This window comes from Paenibacillus gyeongsangnamensis (assembly GCF_027533625.1).
Classification (GTDB): domain Bacteria; phylum Bacillota; class Bacilli; order Paenibacillales; family NBRC-103111; genus Paenibacillus_G; species Paenibacillus_G gyeongsangnamensis.
Genome location: NZ_JAQAGZ010000001.1, coordinates 1 through 21,948, shown reverse-complemented (window position 1 = coordinate 21,948; position 21,948 = coordinate 1). Strand labels below are relative to the sequence as shown.

16 protein-coding genes and 4 pseudogenes are annotated in these 21,948 nt (G+C 44.6%); 7 read left to right on the top strand and 13 right to left on the bottom strand.

The window, feature by feature from the left end:
* Positions 1-87 precede the first annotated feature (87 nt).
* The 4 genes and pseudogenes from O9H85_RS00100 to O9H85_RS00085 all read right to left on the bottom strand — a co-directional run bounded on the left by O9H85_RS00100 (position 88) and on the right by O9H85_RS00085 (position 6,177).
* Entirely contained in the window at positions 88-2,388 is a 2,301-nt protein-coding gene (locus O9H85_RS00100) for an AraC family transcriptional regulator (RefSeq protein WP_269879241.1), read from the bottom strand.
* Positions 2,389-3,446: 1,058 nt separating this feature from the next.
* Positions 3,447-4,273, bottom strand: a pseudogene (locus tag O9H85_RS00095) (MFS transporter); the annotation flags it as partial.
* A gap of 163 nt (positions 4,274-4,436) precedes the next feature.
* Positions 4,437-5,556: pseudogene (locus tag O9H85_RS00090) on the bottom strand (DNA alkylation repair protein).
* Positions 5,557-5,868: 312 nt separating this feature from the next.
* Entirely contained in the window at positions 5,869-6,177 is a 309-nt protein-coding gene (locus tag O9H85_RS00085) for a DUF1330 domain-containing protein (RefSeq protein WP_269879240.1), read from the bottom strand.
* A 189-nt stretch (positions 6,178-6,366) separates the two neighbouring features.
* Between O9H85_RS00085 and O9H85_RS00080 the strand changes: the two genes are divergently transcribed.
* Positions 6,367-7,209, top strand: coding sequence for a LysR family transcriptional regulator (locus O9H85_RS00080; RefSeq protein WP_269879239.1), 843 nt, complete (start codon positions 6,367-6,369; stop codon positions 7,207-7,209).
* Here O9H85_RS00080 and O9H85_RS00075 read toward each other — a convergent pair.
* The 3 genes from O9H85_RS00075 to O9H85_RS00065 form a co-directional block, all read right to left on the bottom strand.
* The gene (locus O9H85_RS00075) at positions 7,176-7,586 is read right to left on the bottom strand and encodes a hypothetical protein (protein WP_269879238.1); all 411 of its coding nucleotides are present in this window, start codon (positions 7,584-7,586) and stop codon (positions 7,176-7,178) included. The genes O9H85_RS00080 and O9H85_RS00075 overlap by 34 nt on opposite strands.
* Positions 7,587-8,131: 545 nt before the next feature.
* On the bottom strand, positions 8,132-8,473 hold the full coding sequence (locus O9H85_RS00070) for a hypothetical protein (protein ID WP_269879236.1): 342 nt from the start codon (positions 8,471-8,473) through the stop codon (positions 8,132-8,134).
* A 17-nt stretch (positions 8,474-8,490) separates the two neighbouring features.
* On the bottom strand, positions 8,491-8,937 hold the full coding sequence (locus tag O9H85_RS00065) for a DUF2239 family protein (protein ID WP_269879235.1): 447 nt from the start codon (positions 8,935-8,937) through the stop codon (positions 8,491-8,493).
* Positions 8,938-9,364: 427 nt separating this feature from the next.
* Here O9H85_RS00065 and O9H85_RS37605 point away from each other — a divergent pair, with 427 nt between their 5' ends.
* A complete protein-coding gene (locus O9H85_RS37605) occupies positions 9,365-9,445 on the top strand; it encodes a cold-inducible protein YdjO-related protein (protein WP_269879790.1) in 81 nt (26 codons plus the stop codon).
* A gap of 1,709 nt (positions 9,446-11,154) precedes the next feature.
* Here the strand turns inward: O9H85_RS37605 and O9H85_RS00055 are convergent.
* The 5 genes from O9H85_RS00055 to O9H85_RS00035 form a co-directional block, all read right to left on the bottom strand.
* Positions 11,155-11,520: a response regulator gene (locus O9H85_RS00055; RefSeq protein WP_269879234.1), complete on the bottom strand. Its 366-nt coding sequence runs from the start codon at positions 11,518-11,520 to the stop codon at positions 11,155-11,157.
* Between the two features lie 590 nt (positions 11,521-12,110).
* On the bottom strand, positions 12,111-12,416 hold the full coding sequence (locus tag O9H85_RS00050) for an SRPBCC family protein (protein WP_269879233.1): 306 nt from the start codon (positions 12,414-12,416) through the stop codon (positions 12,111-12,113).
* 22 nt (positions 12,417-12,438) lie between these two features.
* On the bottom strand, positions 12,439-12,624 hold the full coding sequence (locus tag O9H85_RS00045) for an SRPBCC family protein (protein WP_269879232.1): 186 nt from the start codon (positions 12,622-12,624) through the stop codon (positions 12,439-12,441).
* A gap of 26 nt (positions 12,625-12,650) precedes the next feature.
* The gene (locus tag O9H85_RS00040; protein ID WP_269879231.1) at positions 12,651-13,040 is read right to left on the bottom strand and encodes an SRPBCC domain-containing protein; all 390 of its coding nucleotides are present in this window, start codon (positions 13,038-13,040) and stop codon (positions 12,651-12,653) included.
* Between the two features lie 178 nt (positions 13,041-13,218).
* Positions 13,219-14,238 carry an RNA polymerase subunit sigma-70 gene (locus O9H85_RS00035; protein ID WP_269879230.1) on the bottom strand — a complete coding sequence of 340 codons (1,020 nt, stop codon included), beginning with the start codon at positions 14,236-14,238 and terminating at the stop codon, positions 13,219-13,221.
* Positions 14,239-15,106: 868 nt separating this feature from the next.
* Here O9H85_RS00035 and O9H85_RS00030 point away from each other — a divergent pair.
* From O9H85_RS00030 to O9H85_RS00015, 4 genes are all read left to right on the top strand, one after another.
* Complete coding sequence (locus O9H85_RS00030; protein ID WP_269879229.1) at positions 15,107-16,669, top strand: S-layer homology domain-containing protein; 1,563 nt, start codon at positions 15,107-15,109, stop codon at positions 16,667-16,669.
* A gap of 6 nt (positions 16,670-16,675) precedes the next feature.
* Positions 16,676-17,923, top strand: a complete 1,248-nt coding sequence (locus O9H85_RS00025) for a DUF1800 domain-containing protein (protein WP_269879228.1) — start codon at positions 16,676-16,678, stop codon at positions 17,921-17,923.
* A 12-nt stretch (positions 17,924-17,935) separates the two neighbouring features.
* Positions 17,936-19,144 (top strand): DUF1501 domain-containing protein, encoded by a 1,209-nt coding sequence (locus tag O9H85_RS00020; RefSeq protein WP_269879227.1) that lies wholly within the window; start codon positions 17,936-17,938, stop codon positions 19,142-19,144.
* A gap of 232 nt (positions 19,145-19,376) precedes the next feature.
* Positions 19,377-20,015: a transposase gene (locus O9H85_RS00015; protein WP_269879226.1), complete on the top strand. Its 639-nt coding sequence runs from the start codon at positions 19,377-19,379 to the stop codon at positions 20,013-20,015.
* 440 nt (positions 20,016-20,455) lie between these two features.
* Here the strand turns inward: O9H85_RS00015 and O9H85_RS00010 are convergent.
* Positions 20,456-20,922: pseudogene (locus O9H85_RS00010) on the bottom strand (short-chain dehydrogenase); the annotation flags it as partial.
* 157 nt (positions 20,923-21,079) lie between these two features.
* Here O9H85_RS00010 and O9H85_RS00005 point away from each other — a divergent pair.
* A pseudogene (locus O9H85_RS00005) lies at positions 21,080-21,325 on the top strand (hypothetical protein); the annotation flags it as partial.
* Between the last annotated feature and the right edge of the window lie 623 nt (positions 21,326-21,948).

The following is a 21,948-nucleotide window of genomic DNA, read 5'->3' as shown; positions in this document are numbered from 1 at the left end:
GCTGCAAAAAAGGATAAAAGCCCCTATGGGGACTTTTATCCTTTTTACTAACACAAATGTCAGTGTCCATTTATGATGATAGGGATGTTAATGGGCCTTATCCCCGTGCCTTACTTCGCTGCGGTATTTGCCCGGTGTAATTCCGGTTGTTTGTTTAAATATCCTGGAAAAGTTTTGGGTGGTCGTATAGCAAAGCCTTTCGGTTATTTCCTTAATCGGCATATCCGAATGGACAAGCCATTCCTTTGCCTTGGAAATTCTGTATTTAATTAAATAGTCGACGAAATTGGAATCTGTTTCTTCCTTAAACATTCGGCTTAATTGGTAAGTCGATAAACCGAATTGATCGGAAACCTGCTGCAGCGATAAGTCTGTTTCATAATTATCGCCAATATATGTCAACACCTGCTGAATGACCGCTCGTTTCGTCGATTGGTTCTTGTTTTCCAAATGCTGCTTGATCGATGGGAAAAACGATTCACAAAACCACTCTTTTACTTCTTGGATTGAACTTGTAGAGTATAATTTGGCGTATATATTATAATGGTAAAATTCGCTAAGCTCGTAACCCATCTCCTCGAATAAACTATCGATTTCCCCGATAAGGTGGGTAAACAGTCCCATAACCGGTTTGGAATTGAATACGGATTGGGGAACCGCTTCGGTCATTTTTATAAATTGATCCTCTGCTTGGTCTATCTTCCCTTCAGCGATGCTTCGCACGATCAGCTTTTGCCATTTGACAACAATGCGGCAAGATTGTTTCATGGAATCGGGATTCTCAACATTTTGCGGGGTAATCGTAATATCGTTACCAATTAAAAGGCGGAAATCTAAAAGGTCCAGCGCTTCTTGATAGCCTTCATTTATACTTCCGTAATATTTTTGCGTACTGCTTACAGCGACGGTGATCGTGAAATGAAAATATTCGTTTATTTTCTTGCGTATGAGATCGCATAATTGGCTGATATGCAAAGCGATTTTTTCATCATTTTGCTCTGTGCCAATAATTAAAGCAACTTGCCCCAATTGTGGACTCACCGTTGCACAGGGAAACGAATCTTCACAAATCTCTTCTATCATTTTGGATAGGGCATAAACAATCAAACTTCGATCCCTGCCAAGATAGCTCTGTTTAAAGGCAACCAACCGATCTACTTCAAATACGCAAATATAAAACCAGTTGCCCTTAAGCCGCAGGTCGCAGTGCATTTTGTCGTTAATAAATTCATCCTCCGTAATTTCCCCTCGCAGAAGATGCAAAAGCACATTTTCTTTCAGATAAGGGAGCTGCTTGTCAATCTGTGCTTTTAATTGCTCGTTTGTTTCAACCACCTCATTCATATACGAATCCAAAGCTTGAAGACCATCCTTTGTTTTTAACGACTTTGGCAGCCTTAACGTCATGCGGTGAATTGGAAAATACAAACGCCGTGAACCGATGATAGAAAGTAAACTCCATAACCCGATAAGGCTGAACACCATTACCCAGGTGATGCACCTGATATTCTCCGATTTACGGATCAATTCCTTTGTCGGTGTCATCGTGATATACGTCCAATTATTAAAGGACGATTTTTGCGACGACAAATTGTATTGCGAATTGTTCAGAGTGTAGGATTCCAGGAAGGACTCGGGTTTTTCCCAAAAACGGAATAAATCCGAATTTGGGAGCAGCCGTACCCCGACTTCATGGGCATCGCTACTCATCACGATGCGGCCCTCATTGTCCACTACGATTACCTTACTCTTGTCTCCTAAGTTGACGGAACGAAAAAAATCATATAATTTTTTGGCATCAACCTGCAGAACTAGGATACCGTTTGCCGAAGAAGAATAAGCGGGTATGTTCCTAAGCAGTAATAAATCCGTTTGATTCGGATAAGTATTCGGAGGGATCACGACCGAGCCGATATGTGAAGGATTAATGGAGTCTAACTCCTGGTAGAAAGGAAAATCTTTTATGTCAGATAGCCCAAATAGGTTTGAGTATACCATGTCGTATTTATTATAAACGAGCGAAACATTGTAAATAATATCCGGGTAACTGCGATATTTTTTAATCGTTTCAAGCATATTCAATGTGGTTTCAAGGGTCTCCAGGTCGTCCATCGATATTCCCAGCTTGATTGATTTTTCAATGATCAAATCCCCCGCTATCTGGATAGAAGCATAGTCCAAACTCTTCAAAAAAGAATCTACTTGATATTCAATTTGCTTCAAGGTGATTTGATGGTTACGATTGACCTCGTTTTGAATGCTGTTTGAAGTGATGTAGGCCGACAATGTGCCAAGCACAATAACAGGAATAACGCTGAACAAAAGAGAATAGATCAGCAGTCTTTTTTTAAAGCTGATTCTTTTGAGAAAGCTAAATCCTGTTAACATTTGTTTTACTTCCCCCCGTAGCTTTTGTTATTTTTCAATGCTTTTGCCGATATTGCTAACGCTTCAATCGTGACAATTACATACAAAAAATAAGCGAACTCTAACGGTTTAATACCATGAAACTCCACGGATTCTTGGTATCGGAGACTTTCATAATTAATTTACTAACTCATATGCTTAATTTTTTGAATAAAGCTTGATGTAGCTCGGCAAGCTAGCCAACCATTCATGCAGTTGACAAAAAGTTGACAAAATACGGACTACCTCTTCCGTTTCGTGGTCGCTTGATTTAGCAGAAATATACACATTAATCGTAGAAGGACGGATAGAAAGACCGAGTGTTAAGATGATTGAGTTTAAAATTGAACCAAGTCAAATATCTTCTCAAATTAATATTAAGCGCTTTCACAAAAATAGTATACTAAAAAAATTATGTATATATTCATCTCTTCCTCATCTAATTGATATTGACAGTAAATATAACACAACAAACATAAACTATTTAAATTTTTCTCATATGTTATAAATTATAACATAATAATACTTTATTAACCCATTTTTTTCAATATTATTAAATAAATCTCTTCTGTATTTATATTACTTATGTTAGTAAAAATGACATTTTCGGTTCTCTACCACTCCCATATGTTGGGCGATGTAGTTGGAGATATATGTTTTGGCGTAAGGACGATTGTTCATGTAATCAACCATCTTATTTCTCTCGAAGCCAACCTCTTGAGAAAAGAGAGCATCAAACGCACTCCACAAGTCACGAAACCTGGAATGCATTCCACTAAAGTGGAGACTTTGGGTATGACCAGCTTCGTTAGCTATACGAAGCCAAAAATTGGCTCCATCCAATGCGATACCCAAAGTTCCCGTGGCCGTCTTCCAGACGTTCCTAAGTGTGTGCTCAATTTCCGATATTTGAATGTGGTTAGCCTCATCGTAGTTGATTCCCGACCCCTCCATGTTTGAATATTCTGGAATTAAGAATTTCAGAAACCCCTCGCCACTCTGATTCTGTAATTTAAAAGATATAGGGTTGTCACTGCACCTAACCCGCCGACGAGCGTGCGGAGATATCCCCATTTGTCCGTGCCATAGCCTCCAAGCTTGGCGCCGATCAGGCTGGCGATGCCGAAGGCAAATAGCCCCGCGCTGACGGTCTGCTCGCTCATGCCGGTAACTTGGAGAAGAAACGGCGAAATGTAGGTGAAGACGATGCTATACCCGCCAAACCTGAAGAAGCTGATCAGCAAGGCAACGACGATACTCGGTTTCTTCAGCAGCGACAGCTGCTTGCGGAGCGGCACCGGCTCCTCGCCGCCCGTCCGCGGAAACGTGGCGGAAATCGCGACGATGGCGGCCAGCCCCAGAACGCCGATCCCGCCGAAGATTATCTTCCAATTATAGAAGTCGGCGAAGACGCGTCCGATCGGAACGGAACGCCGACGATCAGGGCGGTGCTGAATCCCATTGCAATCGTCGCCATGGCGCTACCTCGCTTCCCGGGAGGGGCCATTCGGGAAGCTTCGGTGAAGGCTGTGACGTAGAATACCCCTGCGCTTAATGCCAAGAGAATTCGTGAAGCGAGCAGAAACCCGAAGCCCGGCAAAGCGAAGGCAATGCCGTTGCCGACGACGAATAAGCCGAGGGTGTAAAGCAACATCTTCCGCCGCTCCAGGCGGGTCGTTAAAGCCATCAGGAAAGGGGTTCCGATGGCGAAGGTAAGCGAATATACGGTAATCAGCTGCCCTGCCGCGGATACAGATACCCCGATATCCCCCGCAACCTTATCCAAAATGCCCGCAATGATAAACTCCGACGTTGCGACCAGAAAACTGACGACGGCCAGCAAGTAAATTTTCCACGTGTTCGACATAAATCGTACTGTTCCTTTCACACTCCATATTTTTATATTTCTAAACCATAGAAATATCAGCGAAAAAAATTACTCTAGCAAAAAGGGGCGATTTTTCGCGCGACTTCGCTGTTCACGCTGTAGAAATCGACACCGCCGTTCTGGTGTTCGGATCCCTGTCCGTTTAAATCGTCTCTGCCGCGCCGCTCAAGAAGATCGATGTTCCGGCCGCTTCCTCGCCGTTCACAAGAAGGACGATCCGGTGCTCGCCAGGATAATGCTTGCGGGTCGTCAAGTCGGCAAAACGATGCGTGCGTTTTCCCGAGACGACGCTGCCGCCCGGCACCGTCTTGTCCGACAGCAAAAAGAGTTTGCGCGACGTTTGCCCATTCGCTTTCACGAAATCAATGCCGAATTCGACCCGAATTCGGGCGGGATCTCCATCGCGTACTCGCAACTCGTAAAGCAACTCGCAGCTGCCGCCGATCATGAGCTCGGACGGCTTCGCCTCGATCGACGCCGATACGGCAACCGCCTCTCCTTTTTCCCCTTCGGCATAGCCGAACAGGGCGAGCACTTCCGGATCGGCCTTCCGGATCAGCGTCCTGCACGCGTGGCGGACGATCCAATCAGTTTCCGGATGGTAGCCGATCCAGCTTTTGGCCGTACGGACCACGAGTTGCGGATGATCTTTGGCGATGTCATTTAAATTGTTGGCCACGCTTTTGCGCACATAAAGCGACGGATCGACTTTCAGCAGCTCCAATACTTGCAGCACGGGGGCCGGGTCGCGTTTGAACGCCGGAAGCGATTGCCCCCACGGCAGCCGCGGTCTGCATCCTTCGCTGGCGAGCCGCCTTACATGCTCGTTCGAATGCAGCGCCCATTCGCGCATTCGCTTCATCGCCCGTTCCGGATCGCGCACAATGAAGGAACGTATCGCGAATTCGGCCGATGAACGAGCCGTAAAACGTTCAAGCGCGCGCATGGATAGCTCCCAATCGTCTTCCGCCTGGCCGTATACCTCAACGAAATCTGGGAAAAACAAATAAGGAAACCCGACACATTCCTCGTCGATCCGGAAAAGAACGTCCAACGCGTAGGCATAACGGTCCGGCAAATGCGCTCCCAACACTGACGCAATCCGGCGAATGCGTCCTTTCAGCTCCAACGTTTCCCATCCTTCTTCGAGCACGCTAGATACAAAGCTTTCGGTTTGAAATCGGCGATACATGCCCTGAACCTTCATGCCGAATTCCCGGAGAAAATGTTTCATGATACATATTTTTTAAAGGCTCCGCCATTTTCGAATAAGGCCCACTGAACGCAAACATATGTTCCCATGTGAGAGTATACAAAATCCGCTGCGCGAATGCAATTCTTCTTTGATTAATACGTCTTAATACCAGGTATTAAGATGTTTGGAAGGCTGCATAACCTTGAAGCACTTAAAAATGAAGCGTCAAGAGGAAGATGATCCCCCTTAGGTGCAAAAAAACCGGTAAAATTCACAAGACTGCTCACAATAAATACAGGAATCCGAAATAAAGATAATGGAAGCATAGGGTCAGAAGCCGTTCATAACAGTCAATTTTCTTTTTTATTTCGTATCTTCTTTATTTTTTATTACTTTCTATTGAAACTCCTTCGATGATAATGCCTCGGTAAGTCCCACCTTTTAGTCGATGTTTCAATGCATCTTGATAAGCTGGGCTAGAATACCAGGCTTTGGCTTCCTCGAAGCTGGGAAATTCCAGCAAAGCTGCTCCTTCAACTTGCGGACCTTCAATGACTTCATGGGTACCGTACATTGCGAGCGGTTTGACTGGATGGCCAGCAAGTCCAGCCGGTGCCTTAGAAGAATAAATTTTTAATTCCTCTGGATCATTGGTTTTTTCTCTGATAAAAATGACATACGCTGACAATTAATAACAACTCCTTTTTTTTTTATTTTCATTCCTCATCAGCATTATCATTATTATTAACGAGATATCCTGAGAAGGATGGTCGCTTTCATCGATTAGCAACCTTATTTTAAATTTGACTAACATTTGTGTCTAATTTATAGTTTTTCATAAAATCTATTACAAATATTCATGTAAGTGGGTGCATTCATGGAACTTACACAATTGGAATACTTTCTAACTGTTGCAAGGCTTCAACATATGACCATGGCTTCAAAGGCCCTAAATCTTACTCAACCTGCTTTAAGCCATGCTATTTCTAAACTGGAAAATGAACTCGGGGTCCCTCTTTTTGAGCGTAATGGTCGGAACGTCCATTTAAATCGTTATGGGGAAATGTTCAGTAAGTGGGTTGAAGAAGCGTTAAAAAATATCCAAAATGGCATGCATGAAATCGACGAATTGTCTAATCCCGAAACCGGCGTCGTTCACATATCCTATCTAAATATTTTAGGTGTGGACTTGGTCCCTTCCATTATCAAAGATTATCAAGTACATCTTCCTAAGGTCCGTTTTGATCTATACCAGGGCAATCATGGGGATATAGACGAATACTTGGATAAAGGTACATCTGACATGTTAATTACCTCAAAAGAATCTACGTTGGATAATCATGAATGGATAGTAATTCGGAAATTACCATTATTTATCGTCGTTTCATCGCAGCATCACTTCGCCAGTCGATCTAGCTTAAGCTTGTTTGAATTATCTGGGGAAAAGCTAATTTCAAAAAATAAACTGCTCGATCGCATAATGCGCAAAGTTTTGCTGGATTTCCTGTTTCATGAACCGGTCGCAAGCGTGCTTGGTGTAGAAATAAAACGCTTCTACTTGATTTTTTTCGTTTCCTTTTCAATATTGCTAATGAATTCGTATGACCCGACAACAACTATTTTGTTTTTATGGTTCACAAGTATGGCTTCCTTTAACTCCTTCATGTCCTCACCTCTTACTCTACTTCATACTATTAATCTATCATATTTAGTTGCGTAAGTACTGGATAGGTTTTGATAATTAGGTATACCCTGAAGATTGACTAAATCATAAGTCATGATTCCATGTTTTCTAAATTTGGCCCTCACTTTGAAAAGTTTTCGTTTATATTCTTTTGTTTTAGGGAAATCCCGAATATATTTTTTCATAATTAGCCAATTAAATCCCTTATCGTATTTTTTAATGTAAGCAAGATGTTTTTTTAATCTGGAGGCTGCTGACTTATATATTACGACTTCATTCTTATTGCTTCTAATCCCATTTTTTGATTTTGATACCTTTAAAACATAGCCATTACCCAGATCATATACCAATCGCCTCGCACCCGACCCAATGACTTTTTTTCTTCTAATCATTTTTTTTATATTCTTGTTCAAAATGTAACTGTCCCCTTCTAAATACATGGAGTCATGTTATTATTCTATTAGAACGAACAAAAATATCACCGTAGATCTACACATTTTTCAAAATTTAGACTTCATTGCTTCAAGGTTGCGTGGGGTCACAACTTTAAACTTGCTCAAACGTTTAAATCTACGATACTACAGCATAAAACACCGGCTTTGGTGAAGATGTCTACTCGAAGCTCTGCTACGCAGACATTTGTAATCAACATGAAATCTGATTTTCATCTGGCTTTAATGAACCGAGCCTATAATAAAACTCGACCCCCTTTTTAATATATAAATTAAGACCCACATCCCGTTGATGTGGGTCTCTTTCTGCGATCAGAGAGGTGACGTAACTTAAAGCAACATTATGTTACATTATGTAGTTTTGTGTGATTGGAAAAACCCTACGAAGCCTTTCCCTGAAAGGGAAGTAAGGAGATATGTCATTTACAAAAAATATTTCCGTTCTTTAAACCACACATAAGGTATAAATTTGCACAGCATTTGTGTGATTCAAGCCGGTTCGGGCATTACTGCGTATCTGCATCAGTGTTGGCAATCTCCTTGCACCGCGCCCGCAGTTCGGCCTTGTTTCCGAAAAACTTCTCGAAGGCGGAATCATCCTCCCGGCTGTGATATAGCCACCATATGCCCCGGTTGATCGGGCAGACGTGAATGCCATGAATAACCTCCCACCGGTCTTTGCTCTTTCCCTGCGCGATCAGCAGATCGCCTCGGCGCTTCGACCAAACGGTATTTTCGTCCCACGTTCGACAGAAGCCGCAAAGCGTCTCGAAGCCGCGCACGCCGTTCAAAGCTTCGTCCCACTTGTGGGTTTTCCCACATCGCTCGCAAACAAATTGCCGTTTCATGTAGCTGCTCCCCCCGATCAGTACGGCGACTGCTCGTAGACCGTCCGGGCTTCTTCGACGGTCTTACAGTCGAAGAAGCCGTAGATCGCCCGGACAAGCTCCTTCGTCTGCTCTTCGCTGTACCCGAGCCGCTTCGCGCCGAGTATGGTGTAGCCGAGGCAAGCATTATTGCTCCAGCTTCCCTCTGACGACATGTTGCGGTCGATCAGCTTGCGAAGGTACAACGAGCGGTTCCCGTTCGCTTGGCTGTCGAGATGCTCCCAGACGGCTTCTGGCAGCGTTAGGGACACTTTTCTTGTGACACCAAGGGACGGCCTGCCGGGTTCTCGGGCGTTAAGTATGGATACGACCCTTCCCCTTCTATTGACGAGCTTGTAGCGACAATCGGCACATAAAACAAACTTTTCCTCTCCGGCGATAAAATCGATCACGTCATGGGTACTGCCACAGTTCATGCAATTCATAGCGTTCATCCTCTCATATAGGTTACTTTAACTGTACAAAATAAAGTAACCTATAGTCAACAATTAATAAGTAACCTAAAAAGAAAAGGGCGGCAAATTGTAATATAATTCCAGAAAGTGACCTATTTTTACACGTATGTCGGCTGTACCCCAGTTATATTTAATTTTTAATTCGTGAAAACACCCTATGGATCTACTTGTCTTGACTTCTCTTTTCAATGTACTCTTTGGCCATAGCCGCGCCGATCTCCAGCATCGTCATATCTTCTTGTACAGATAACCTTTTTAATTGCTTGAACAACTTCTCAGGAATATGAAATGTTATTCTTCTCACATAGACATTTAAAGTTGCCAATTCAAAGGAGGTTTTAATTTGAGATTTTCTAAGGACAAGGAACCGGTTCAAGAGGTTGAAACATCAGTTTGGATGTGCAATAAAGATGGGTGCTTAGGCTGGATAAGAGAAGATTTTTCATTTGAAACAGCTCCAATTTGCATTTTTTTGTAAATCAGAGATGGTTCGTACCTCCAAAATGCTTCCTGTCCTAACAAATAGCTTTAGAGGCAGTTTTTTTCTTGTTTTTGTATGTAAAAGATAAAAGGTAAATGTACGTTGAATGTAGAACATAGACAAAGGAGGTGAGATTAATGGGTATTACAATTTCGTTCGGTATACAAAAAGGCGGAGTAGGCAAAACGACAACAACCGGTATTACAAGTTGGTCCGCGGCCATTTTTTGTAATAAACATGAAATCTGTTTTTCATCTGCAATTAATGAATCAAGCCTATAATAAAACTCGACCCCCTTTTTAATATATAAAATTAAGACCCACAGCTTGTTGCTGTGGGTCTCTTTCTGTGATCGGATATGCTCATAAAATCTAGCGTACATATGTACCCGTAACAAATAAACAAGCACCGTTATGGGGGTCCGCTTTATTTTTCTCACTCTGTAACGCCGCAATTCTCTCAGTCGGCGTAATACCCCCCCCCCCCCCTTGCCAGTAGACGCGAAGCGGTGGCCCTTCTGAACGCGGAGATCCGGACAGACGGCCTGCCCCCCGATCACAGCGCACAGGAGCGTCCAGGACGCAGCTCGCACCGGCGTACATAAGTCCTATTTGGGGTCCCGCCAACCAAATGACGTATAACCCACGCTAAGACATTTTTTGGAAGGAGAAACACCATATTCACTATGTTAAGGATTTCTACGATACTTTTTCGGCTCCTTAGCATTAATTGTTATGCCAGTTTCAAATTTGCTTAGCATCGAAAAATATCGTAGAAGTCATCTTCTCCGACACAAGCGCCGCTTAACTGGAATCAATTTGGTTTAGCGTGGGTTTTATGCTATCTCGTTGGCTCTACCCCTACTTTAAGTTACGTCACCTCTCTGATCGCAGAAAGAGACCCACATCAACGGGATGTGGGTCTTAATTTATATATTAAAAAGGGGGTCGAGTTTTATTATAGGCTCGGTTCATTAAAGCCACATGAAAATTAGATTACATGTTGATTACAAATATCGCCGCGGCGGATCTTCAAGCGAACATGTTCACCAAAGCCGGTGTTTTGTGAGGATGCGGCTCATTTACCATTTCTCCAGTAATTGCAAAACGATATGAAACAACAAGAGCCACGATCCATGATAACAAGTAGTTAGCCTTGTCGGGGATCTATGGTTGAATAAAGGACAGGCTTACTGAGCATGCCTGACTTTCAGTGTTACTAAAGTAAAGAGCAGATTATCTTATTGCTCTTGTGTTAAGATCAACAAGCGTGTCTTTTTAGGTATGCTAACTTTTCTTCTAGGCCATCTGAATTTGTTTTGGTTGAAACGGAAGCTGTACAATAACCAACGTTTATTACCTTGTCTTCCTTTGTTGTGAATCCGCTTGAGAAGATAGTGCCGGGTTCAGAATGTTCGTGCGTTTTGTTGCATTTAATACAAAAATACATATGGTTTCCTCCCTATTGTAATCGCTTCCTACCTGATCATACTTCATATGTAACAATAAAGATACAGAATTTTCAGAAAATTATTGAATTAAAAAATATAAATACCAAGACATCTGTACAAAATGCCTGATTTTGTTTTCTTCTGTAGTACAACAAAAAGCTGTCGTGGAAAACCTCGACAACTAGCTGATGTTATTTCTCTAACGTTCTCAAACTATATAAACGAACAGGTCTGGCTTTCGTAGACGTGATATCAACTAAATTTGAGCCAGAACATGTTCATTGATTTTCATCCTAACTTCATCGATATCAAAAGGCTTGGGAAAGAAACCCTTAACGCCTTTTCCCTCGACTTGCGTAGTTACAGACAATTCGCAATATGCGCTCATTAAAAAGATATCTACATCTGGTTTTAGTGCGTGAACTTTATTTATTAACTGGATTCCGTCCATTTCTGGCATTTTCAGATCCGTAATCAAGATATCAGGACTTACCATTCTAATAAATTCAAGTGCCTGCTTACCAGATGAGGCCTGGAAGGTATGATACCCTTCAGCTGAAAAAACAGCGGATAGTAATAAACAAATGTTAGTTTGGTCGTCCACGATCAATATTTTTTTCATGGAATTCTTTTAATCTCCTTATAACCATATAAATGGACAACAAATTTGATTTTATTATAAGTTTTAAAAAAAGAATGTCGCTATTTGTTGTCAGTTAATGTTTTTTTAACAAAAAAGGTACCACGTCTTTTATCCATCCTAAAAAGCTTTCCGCTCTCTAAACAAAAGAACAGCCGATATGATTCGGCTTTCCGGCATTCATAAACAATTGATTTATCAATTGAAAAGGAGCTGCCGCGGCAACTCCTTCATCAATTCAATGGTGTTTTTAGGAATAAATTTCATATTTTTGCTATTTTGCTATTTTTGCTATTTGCTCACATCATCGGGTTGACCTTTTCCATTAGCTAAAGTCTCAAATACCCTATTTTCTGCAATACTTAATGAGTTGAGCAGAACCAATTTCAATTGATTTAATCCTCAAGCACGCAGACATATGTATCAAATACCCGATTTTGTGAACATGTCAAAAAGAGCCGCCGCGGCAGCTCCTTGATCGTTTGTATAGAGTCCTTCATTGAACTAACGTATTGAGCTATCGTACCCGGTTAGCTCAGCGAAATATTTTCTTTAAACTCGCAGAACTAGATCTATTTTCCGTCGCGAGGCAGAAGATCGATTGCGCCCGCGAGGTACTTTTCGACGAGGTAAGCCTGCGTCGGCCAGCTTTGCTCATTCGCTCTAAAGGCCAATTCACGCCGTGCCGCTGGGATCTGGTCGAAGCCCGACTCGATGATCGTGAGCCGCGTGCCGCCTATGATCTCTTCGATTTCGAAGGAGACGAGTGTTGTCGGCTCGTTCGAGAGATCGGCCGAAGAGTCTACAGTGAAGGGGTGCCAGCGAAACTCAAAGCTGTGCATTGGCTCAACCCGTTCCACGTAGAGCTCGATTGGCATCCCGAGGTAGGGCTCCTGCACCCTAGCAATGCCCGGGTGTACCTTTGTCGGAATAAGCCGTTCCGGCTACCTGCACACCGGCGGTGAAAAGTCCGTTGAACTCCGCGCCGAACCAGATCCCAAATTGCTTCGCGTCGGTGATTGCGTTCCAAACTTGATTCGGCGTTGTTCGAAGGGCAATGGTGGTTTCAATGCGATTGGTATCCAAGGGCAGTCTCCTTTGCACGAAATTCTCTATGCCAGCCCCTCAAGATGTTTCGCGAACGGCTCAAAATAGAACGGCTTCCAGTTGGTCTTCACGTGCTCATGAAAGGCCTCCGGGACACCCTCCTGGTCGACGACCAGCTTCGTGCCATCACCATTAGGGGTCAGTGTGAAGCGGACGATCGAGTAGACGCCAGGCTCCCAGTTCATGAAGCGCCACGCCTGAACGATTCGCTCGTTCGGGACTAGCTCGATCTGGCGCCCTTCAAGCCAGTCGTTGAACAACGAGAAGTAGGCGCCGGCGCTGCCCCCCCCTTTGCCGGGTTGCCCGGTCACCTCACCGAACTTCGCTCCATTCGTGAGCAACTCATAGACACGCTCGGGTGCTGCTGGAAGCGTGGTTTCAAGATGAATTTGCATATACATTCTCCTCAAAAATGAATGGTTGAGGCTCTTACTTTCGAGCTATCAGCTCAAAACGACCCTCTCATTCATATAGACACCGGTCGGGACACAAAGTGGGCGGTGCCCCCCGACAAATGATGTCGTGGCTTTTTTCAGGAGGCAATTGAGGATGGCCGTCGCATGTCCATTGGATTCAACGCGGCAGACTTTTCGGTAGCCCGAAGAGTGACAACATGCTGTTGTCGAATCGCGTGATCGCGCTAATGCGGCTACCGGCAACGGTGAACACAAGAAGTCCGAGTGCGTGGAACACGGAGCCATCAGGTTCACACATATACAAGCCGAATGCAGGTTGACCGTTGGCCCTAGTCGTGACCGTGCGATATCGGCGACGCTCCTGCAAGGTCACAACGGCAAGGAATCTGGCGACAAGTTCCCGTCCGTGATACTGCATCGGCTCAGGCGGCATGGTGAGCATGACATCCTCGGCGAGAAGGGCAACAATACCATCTACATTGCTAGCCTCGAAAGCTCGGGTAAGCTGATCGATCAATTCTCGCTCTAGTGAGTCCGGAAGAGGCAAAGGTTGCTCTTCTGATGGCGGAAGCCTGCGCTGCAAGGCGGCTCGGGCACGCTTTAGGGCACTATTTACCGATTCCACACTCGAGTCGAGCACCTCCGCCACCTCGCTGGCTTGGAAACCGAGCACATCGCGTAGGATCAGAACGCCGCGCTGCCGAGGAGGCAGCATTTGCACCGCTGTCATGAAGGCCAGTGAGATCGCTTCCTTCATTTCGTATCGGGCCTCCGGGCCTGGCTGTATATCAGTCGAAAAATCAAGCATAATGTCCGGGTAGGGCTCGACCCATAGAGCCTCACTTACTGAACTAGGCTCAGGTAGATCAAGTTGAGAGGCCAATAGATCATCTGCTTGCAAGCGCCGACTGGCACGCCTTTTGACAGATCGCAGTGCATTTAAGCAGCGATTGGTGGCGACCCGGTAGAGCCAAGTACGGATCGAGGCGCGTTCCTTGAACCCCCCTAAACCGCGCCAGGCAGCCATCAAAGTCTCCTGCAAGACGTCGTCGGCATCATGTGTCGAACCGAGAATCCGGTAACAGTGGACGTGCAACTCACGTTGATAGGGCTCAACGAGTTGACGAAATGCCTCGCCATCGCCCTCCCTCGCCTGGGTAATCAGATCCGTGTTCATCGTACCCTCCTCCCATCAGTTATTCTTCCGATTGCTCCTATCGGCAGTATACCTCTTAATCCAGACCATACCTTCTAATCCGATAGTAGAATCCACGCATCTGGGCCCTTAGTACGTTCAAGCTTTACTTTTACAAGCAACTTTATCATCCTTCCCCATGTAGATCCTGCTGATCTCCTACAGCTGGACATTATCTTTTTATTGAAATGACCATCTTCATAAACAAACTCAAATTATCATGCTAACGAATGTTATTCAAGCGTTCGCGTTGTTCTGATATATTCCTAATGGGACCGAAAGTGCATTCTTTGTTGGCGGGAACTAACAGTGTAGCACGATGAATATGGTTGTCATAAAATCAGCAACTGAGTAATCAACCATTCTAAAAAACATCCTGTAACTTATGGAGGTAATGCCTACTCCTTTAACCGTACTAAAACACAAAATTTCAATGAATACATGAAAGGTCAACAGTCCAGTCGAGCAAGATCAAATGTAACTATCCTGCCCGTTCGTAACGATAAACACCAGACATATGTACCAAATGCCTGATTTGATACATATGTCAAACACAAGCCTGACCAAGATTGTTATACCACAAAAAAATTTCTCATATTTTCTTAAAGCAATTTCGATATAAGTAATGATAGAAACATCAAAATTTATAGAGGATAACTTTGAAGAATACTACTTGCAACTGGTGCGTTGATGCTATTTGTAACATCACCTGCTTATGCATCAACTAAATACGATTATGGACCAGAACCTAACGAAACTAACGAAACCGTACAATCAACGAGACGAACCCAAGGTAGAATACCTACGACCTTGAGTTTATCTGCTAAATCAATGGAATTAGGAGGTACGTATGAAATCACGAATCTTTACGACCCTGCTGTTATTAGGTCTAATGACTTCTTCTTGTGCGAACGCGATCGCTCAGCAAAAGCACCCTGTACTATCTGAAACCCATAGTCAATCTGACTTCGAAATCCTAAAGGATAAATCGGTTATGACCGACTTCCGAGAAGACGACCTTGTTACCCGCGCAGAGTTTACTGCGGTGCTCGTTCGCCTTCTTGAACTTCCGCTTGCTTCCGATCATAGTAAATTCGAGGATACGAAAACCCATTGGTCGGATAGTGTAGTTGCTACCGCGAACGCAAAAGGATGGATTAACGGAAAGACCGATACTCTTTTCTATCCTGACGACCACGTTACCGGTCATGAAGTTAACCTTATTCTCGGACGTGCAGGAATTCCCGAAACCGTCTCTGAAATCGATACCCCGATAAAGCGCGGTGATATCGCCGCCGTAGCACTCGCAGAGTATAAGCGAACACATGACTCCGAACCTTCAACGCTCGCAATCACGAAAGCGATCGCTACCTCACCTACTTCAGTTGACGTAACCTTTACGAACGGAAAAACAACGACGATAATCGTACCTTCCCTCCAGCCTGCAAGACAAACTTGGGAGACTATCGAGTACAACGGATTGAATTATAATTTTACCGTAACGTGGCAAGGTTCTCCTGTGAAAACAATTAAGACCTTTAAGACTCGCCTATCGATACATGCTGGCGAAGTCGAGAAAGACCGCCTTCTGTATCTAACATATAACGAAAATGGTGATTCCGTACCTCTCCGTGATGGGGAAACCGTGGAATTCTCTAGTGACGACCCTCATGTAACAAAAGACGGATACTTCGACAATACTTCGAATCCGCTCCCTGTTGGCTCAACTGTAACATATACTGCGACCTTAAAGGATCGAAAAGGGAAGATTATAGACTCTGCCGCGACAACGGCTACTATCTACGACGCCGGCGTAGGATATCGACCTACATCGTTTAAAACGGTAACTCTCTCAGGTAAGACTTGGGACTCTAAGTACGTTACCGTACAAAATGATGGGAATCGTGACCTCGACCTGATGATGGTAGTGGACACCGCTGTTGATCAAAATGGAACTTCTGTTAACTTAAAAGATATAGACATCGGGGATCATACGTATTATAGTACCGACGAGCGGATAGTGAAAGTCGATAATACCGGAAAATTGATACCTGTCACTCCTGGAATTGCGCAGGTAGGAATTATTGTTGGTGACTTCTCCTATCAAGCGAGACTAGAGATTTTTCCCGAGCAAATCCCTACCTCCTTGGTTTATTCTCCAGAGGAACTTAAGTCCGGAGATACATCCTTTAGCTTCTCAGTAAAAGATCAATTAGGACAAAAGCTGAGAATTTCCGTAGACCCGAAGAACTTTACTATCAAGAGTGATAACCTAGACCTAAGTGGGGCTAACATAGCCGACGCGAACGGTAATGTTTCTGTTTCAGGAGTTAATCTCCCTACCGGACAGAGTAAAATTAATGTTTCTTACGGCGGCACTGATCTTGGTCAACTAATATTGACGGTGAGGTAAACTTTTATGAACGATAAAGAGAAAATATTGCACCTACTACGCCGAACTCGGTTTGGTACATCGAAGTCGGAAGTTGAGAGCTACCTAAGTACTCCGATCAAGGATATCGTAGACCAAATACTGAATGCCCCCGCTACCTCTCCGAGTCCTAATGTCGACTTGACCTATCAAAATAGTAACGAAGAATTGATATTTTGGTGGTATAACGAAATCATAACTACCGCGAACTCTTTCTTGGAGAAAATGACTTTGTTCTGGCATAATCATTTTACATCGTCTTTAACTTCGGTGAGTCCGGTTTATATGGCTGAGCAGAATCAATTTCTCCGATCTCACGCTCTTGGAAATTTTAAGACCTTCCTGTATGAGGTCTCTATCGAACCTGCAATGATGATATACCTAAATAATCGTTCCAACGTGAAGAAAGCTCCTAACGAAAACTACGCCCGAGAGCTTATGGAACTCTTTACAGTCGGCGTCGAAAACTATAATCAGGATGACGTAAAAGACGTTGCAAAGTCTCTGACCGGTTGGAGACTAAATAGTGAATCCGAGACCGTCTATTTTGACCGGAACTCTTTTGACGATTCCTTCAAAACAGTCTTCCGTAAACGTGGCGACTATGATCTTAATGATGTCATTCGGATTCTAACATCTACGCGAGAATGTGCGAACTTTATTGTAAGGAAGGTCTGGAATAAGTTCGTATTCCCGAATCCTACCGAGCAGGATATCAAACCCTTTGCTGACCGCTTCTTCGATAGTGGGTACGATATAAAAGGTCTATTCCGAGATATCTTCCTATCGGACACTTTCTATTCTGATAAAGCCTTAAGATCGATAGTGAAAGACCCTACGGAATATATGACCGACTTGATAAGGAAAGTTCCGACCTATGAATTCTCAATTCATGATCTCTACCTCGTAAACCAAATGGGTATGACTCTCTTTAAACCCCCGAACGTCGCCGGATGGAAGGGCGGCAATTGGTGGCTCTCGGCAAGTTATCTATTTGCTCGCGGAAACTACGCTGAGAAAATCTGCAATACCGCGACATATGAAAAACTAGGTCTAGATAAGTCAACGGGAACTGCCGCTGTAGATCAAGTCCTAGACTATGCGGGATACTACGACATCTCCCCGACTACAAGAAAAGCTTTAAACGACTACGCGAACGGGCAAAATGACCCTATGCAGTTGCTGAGAGGTTTATTGTATCTAGTCTATGTGTCTCCCGAAGCACAGTATACCTAAGGAGTGTATTCGATGAGTAATCCGATGAGCAGAAGGGAATTCTTAGGACTGTCCCTAAAAACAATGACCGCTTTCGGGCTGACCCCGCTCTTATTTAATAGTTTCGCCGAACAATTCGTAAAAGCCGATTCTGTTGCCTCTACGGACCCTGTGCTCGTAGTTATTCAGTTAACAGGAGGTAATGATGGTCTTAACACGATCATTCCCTACGGAATCGGAGCCTACTACGATGCTCGCCCGACGATCGGCTATAAGCAAAATGAAGTTATCCAGATAAATAACACTCTCGCATTTCAACAATCTCTTAAAGGTTTATCGTCGATTTACGGAGACGGTAAACTTGCAATTATCCAGAACGTAGGTTATCCTGATTCCAGCCGTTCTCATTTCGAAGCTCAGGAGATATGGCAAACGTCTTCTCCGAATCGAATTGAAACTACCGGATGGGTAGGACGTTATACTGATCTTGCGAACGAGAAGAAAGACCCGCTGTTTGCCTTAACGGTCGGTGCAACGACAAAAGCACTAGATGCTGAAAACTTACAGTATCCACGTATAGACGATCCCCGAGCATTTAAATTCGTTATGCACGCGAAAGCCGACGAGATCGCCCGCCGTGACCGTGCTATCTCGGCTATGTACAACAACTTCGACCGAGGTTTATCCGCGTTAACCGCATCGGACAGACTTGTAAAAACGAGTAAATATCAAGACCCGACTAGTCTTTATCCTTCTAAATACGGATTCTCTCAACGTTTAAGTTTTATTGCCCAATGTATCGCTTCCGGTTTGTCGACGAAAGCCTACGTAACCGAACTTGAAGGAGGTTTCGACGAACACGAGTCAGAACGAAACTCCCATGCGAGAGTGTTGTCCACGTTCGACCAAAACCTCTATGCCTTCTACCAAGACCTCCGACAGCGAAATGTACTGGATCGAGTCGTGATCGTGGTCTACAGTGAATTCGGTCGGCGAGTTCACGAAAACGCAAGCGGAGGAACTGACCACGGAACCGCGAATCCGGTATTTGTCATCGGAGGAAAGGTAAAGGGAGGACTTTACGGAGACCTTCCGAACTTTCATAATCTCGATGCCTTCGGAGACTTCAAGTATGGAATCGACTTCCGTTCAGTCTTTGGAACCCTAGCTGAATCGTGGATGGGCATTCCTACTAAGTCCATTATGTTCGGAAAGACCTACGAAACCCTCCCAATATTTTAAATAGCCTCTCGGCAATGCCGAGGCAGATGGAACAAGGCTCTGCTCGTACCATCAATATGAGATTCCTCCCAATTTATTGGGGGGAATTTTTATTTGATCAAGCTTCAAACTGGAAAAAACATTTTTAAAACTCGCCAATTTCTTGCAAAAAACACTTGACTTTTTAAAAGTCGCCCCAAAATCGCGTGAGAAGGGTGTCCTCTACCTTACCAACCGAATTGGGGTGTTTCACTTGAAACCGGTTTATGTTTCGCATTCCGCTTACCAAAGCTTTGTGCTTCAGCAGCTTCGCCAGCACTATTCCGGCGGTATCCTCGTGCTCGTGAACTCAGACTGGCCCCTCATCCTCCGCTGTCTTATTACCGATCTTTCGTTTACAGCCACCTACCTGCGTGACTATTACGATCTGAGAGAGACAGACGGCGATATGCGCATCTCACCAGAAGGCATTCCCATTTGTCCCATTGGAAAGAAGATGCACCGCAACGGCTATGAAAAGAAACGAAAGCGCCACAAGTGGATTTGCCCGCTACAACGTGGTACGGAAAACTTATGCTCGAAGCCCTGCACAACCGCGAAGCATGGACGTACTTTCCATATATCCTGCAAAGACAACCCGCGGCTTTTCCCGGAAACACCTCGCGACTCCGAAAAGTGGAAGCTCATTTACAAGCGTCGTACGACGGTCGAACGTTCCAACAAACGGGAGAAGATCGATTACAAATTGGAGTCCGGCCGACATCGCTCAACGAAGATGTGGTACATCCGCACATACGGCATTATAATGTGCCAGCATATTGACGCTTGGTATGTCCACCAGGAAGAAAAGCTGAAAGAGCTTCGAAATCTTGTGAACCTGCCTGTGGCATAACCCGGCTCATTTAAAAAAAATCCAATGAAACGGCTTCTTTGACATGCCCACTTTTGAAAATATCTTGAAAACGGAAGTTTGCACTTCGGTTATATCCGAATTTCCAGTTGTTTTCGCTATTTGCCGCTCTTATCCCCCTTCGACTACCGAGAGTCTATTTAAGTCAAGTAAAAGTTGAACCTCGGTACAATTTATTCGAGGTTCAACTTTTGCTTGACTTTCTATGATCCTTAGGTCGCTGGCTTGGCATAATGCTTGTATCTTTTCCTTTATAACTGAACAGGCCGCCCAGTAATGCCGGCAGCATGTGGTCGTTGTGCACTTTCCTGTTAGTCCTAGTCTTTGCTGTTTCGAATTGCAAATTATAGAGAATTGATTACGTAGATTATACTGAAACTGACCCATATTGAGAACGGTGCCTTTTGCTTATCATAGCTGCCTTATACAGGAACCGATGTGAGCCCGACTTCTTGCTCGCTCCATTCCCAAAACCGGTGTGCTTGTTCATCATTTTCCGCTCTCGCAGAGGTTGCCGCCACTTTCTTTTTGTAAAAGTACTCCCCATTGACCGTTCGAACCTCCGGCTCGAAGCCAAATAAAGAGCCGTCTCCGCGCCCTGCGCCGAGGTGAGGAAGAATGGACGCAGCACGGCGTGGATTGCCTTGCCGAAGCCGGTATCGCGATCGATGCCTATGTTCGTACTGACTGCGCCCGGATGCAGGCTGTTTGCCGTTGTGGAAGTACCTGCAAGCCTTCTCGCCAGTTCGCGGGTGAACCAGATGTTCGCCAGCTTTGACTGCGCGTAGCCGCGCCAAGCCGAGAACCCTTTGGTCAAGTAAGGGTCAGTTAAGTCGAACCAGGCACTTTTGTGCGAAGCGGAAGATACGTTCACAATTCTACCTTCTCTATAGCCCCGAAATTACCTTTGAGTCTCTTCCCTTAATCCACTACAATATGAATTAAGCAAAGTGGAGGGATGAAAGATGCAGCGGAAGAGTTACAGCAAGGAATTTAAACAGCAGCTCATCTAAGAAGCACTCGAAGTAGGAAATGCCAGTCAAGTCGCAAGACGTCATGGAGTTGACGGCAAGATGTTATCCCGATGGATTCGTCAATCCAAACAAACAGATTGGAAAAAGACCGCTCCGGAAGCCAGAAAAATAACGGCTTATACGCCATCACCCAAGGAATTTCAAGAGTTGGAACATGAGAACGACAAGTTAAAGAAACTGCTGGGTGAAAAGGATCTGGAGATAGCGATTCTGCGTGACCTCGTAAAAAAGGTGAACCCCGCCTATCGGACAAAATAGAGATCGCCGACACATGGATTGCGCGGGGGGATAAAGCTAGAACGAGTATACAATGGTGGTCGTCCAATCCCTGGGTATTCTTTCAACCACCAAAAGCGTCCCATCAGTGACAATCAGATCAAGGAATGGCTGATGGAGCTCATTGCCGGGGAAGAGTCAACCTATGGTTATCGAAATTAACCGTATGCCTCAAGCGGCAGCATGGTGTATATCGACTTTGCTATGAACTAGACATCCTTCAGCCTCAACGGCGAGAACGGGTGCAGTATCCCAGAAAGCTGGCAAATAACCGGGAAATCCGGGGCTCTAATCAACTTTGGGAAATAGACGTAAAGTACGGTACGCCCAGCTAACTGAGTTCTTGCAACGGAACGCAGTTACTTGAGCATGATTGGAATGCATGCCGAATTTTTTTTACAGGCATGCCCTTCTTCTGCTGTGAGAAGAAGTGAGCCGAAGCGGCGGTGACTTACCGACACTGGTAAGGTGACGTAGTCCGCAGGAAACGGGGCTTGAGGCGAAGCGGTTACGCCAAGATGAGTTTCTAGGCTGAGCATGGGACGGTTGAGGAACACGAACCTATTAAACCGCATCTGAGGGTTGAAATGTCACCCCTGCCTACA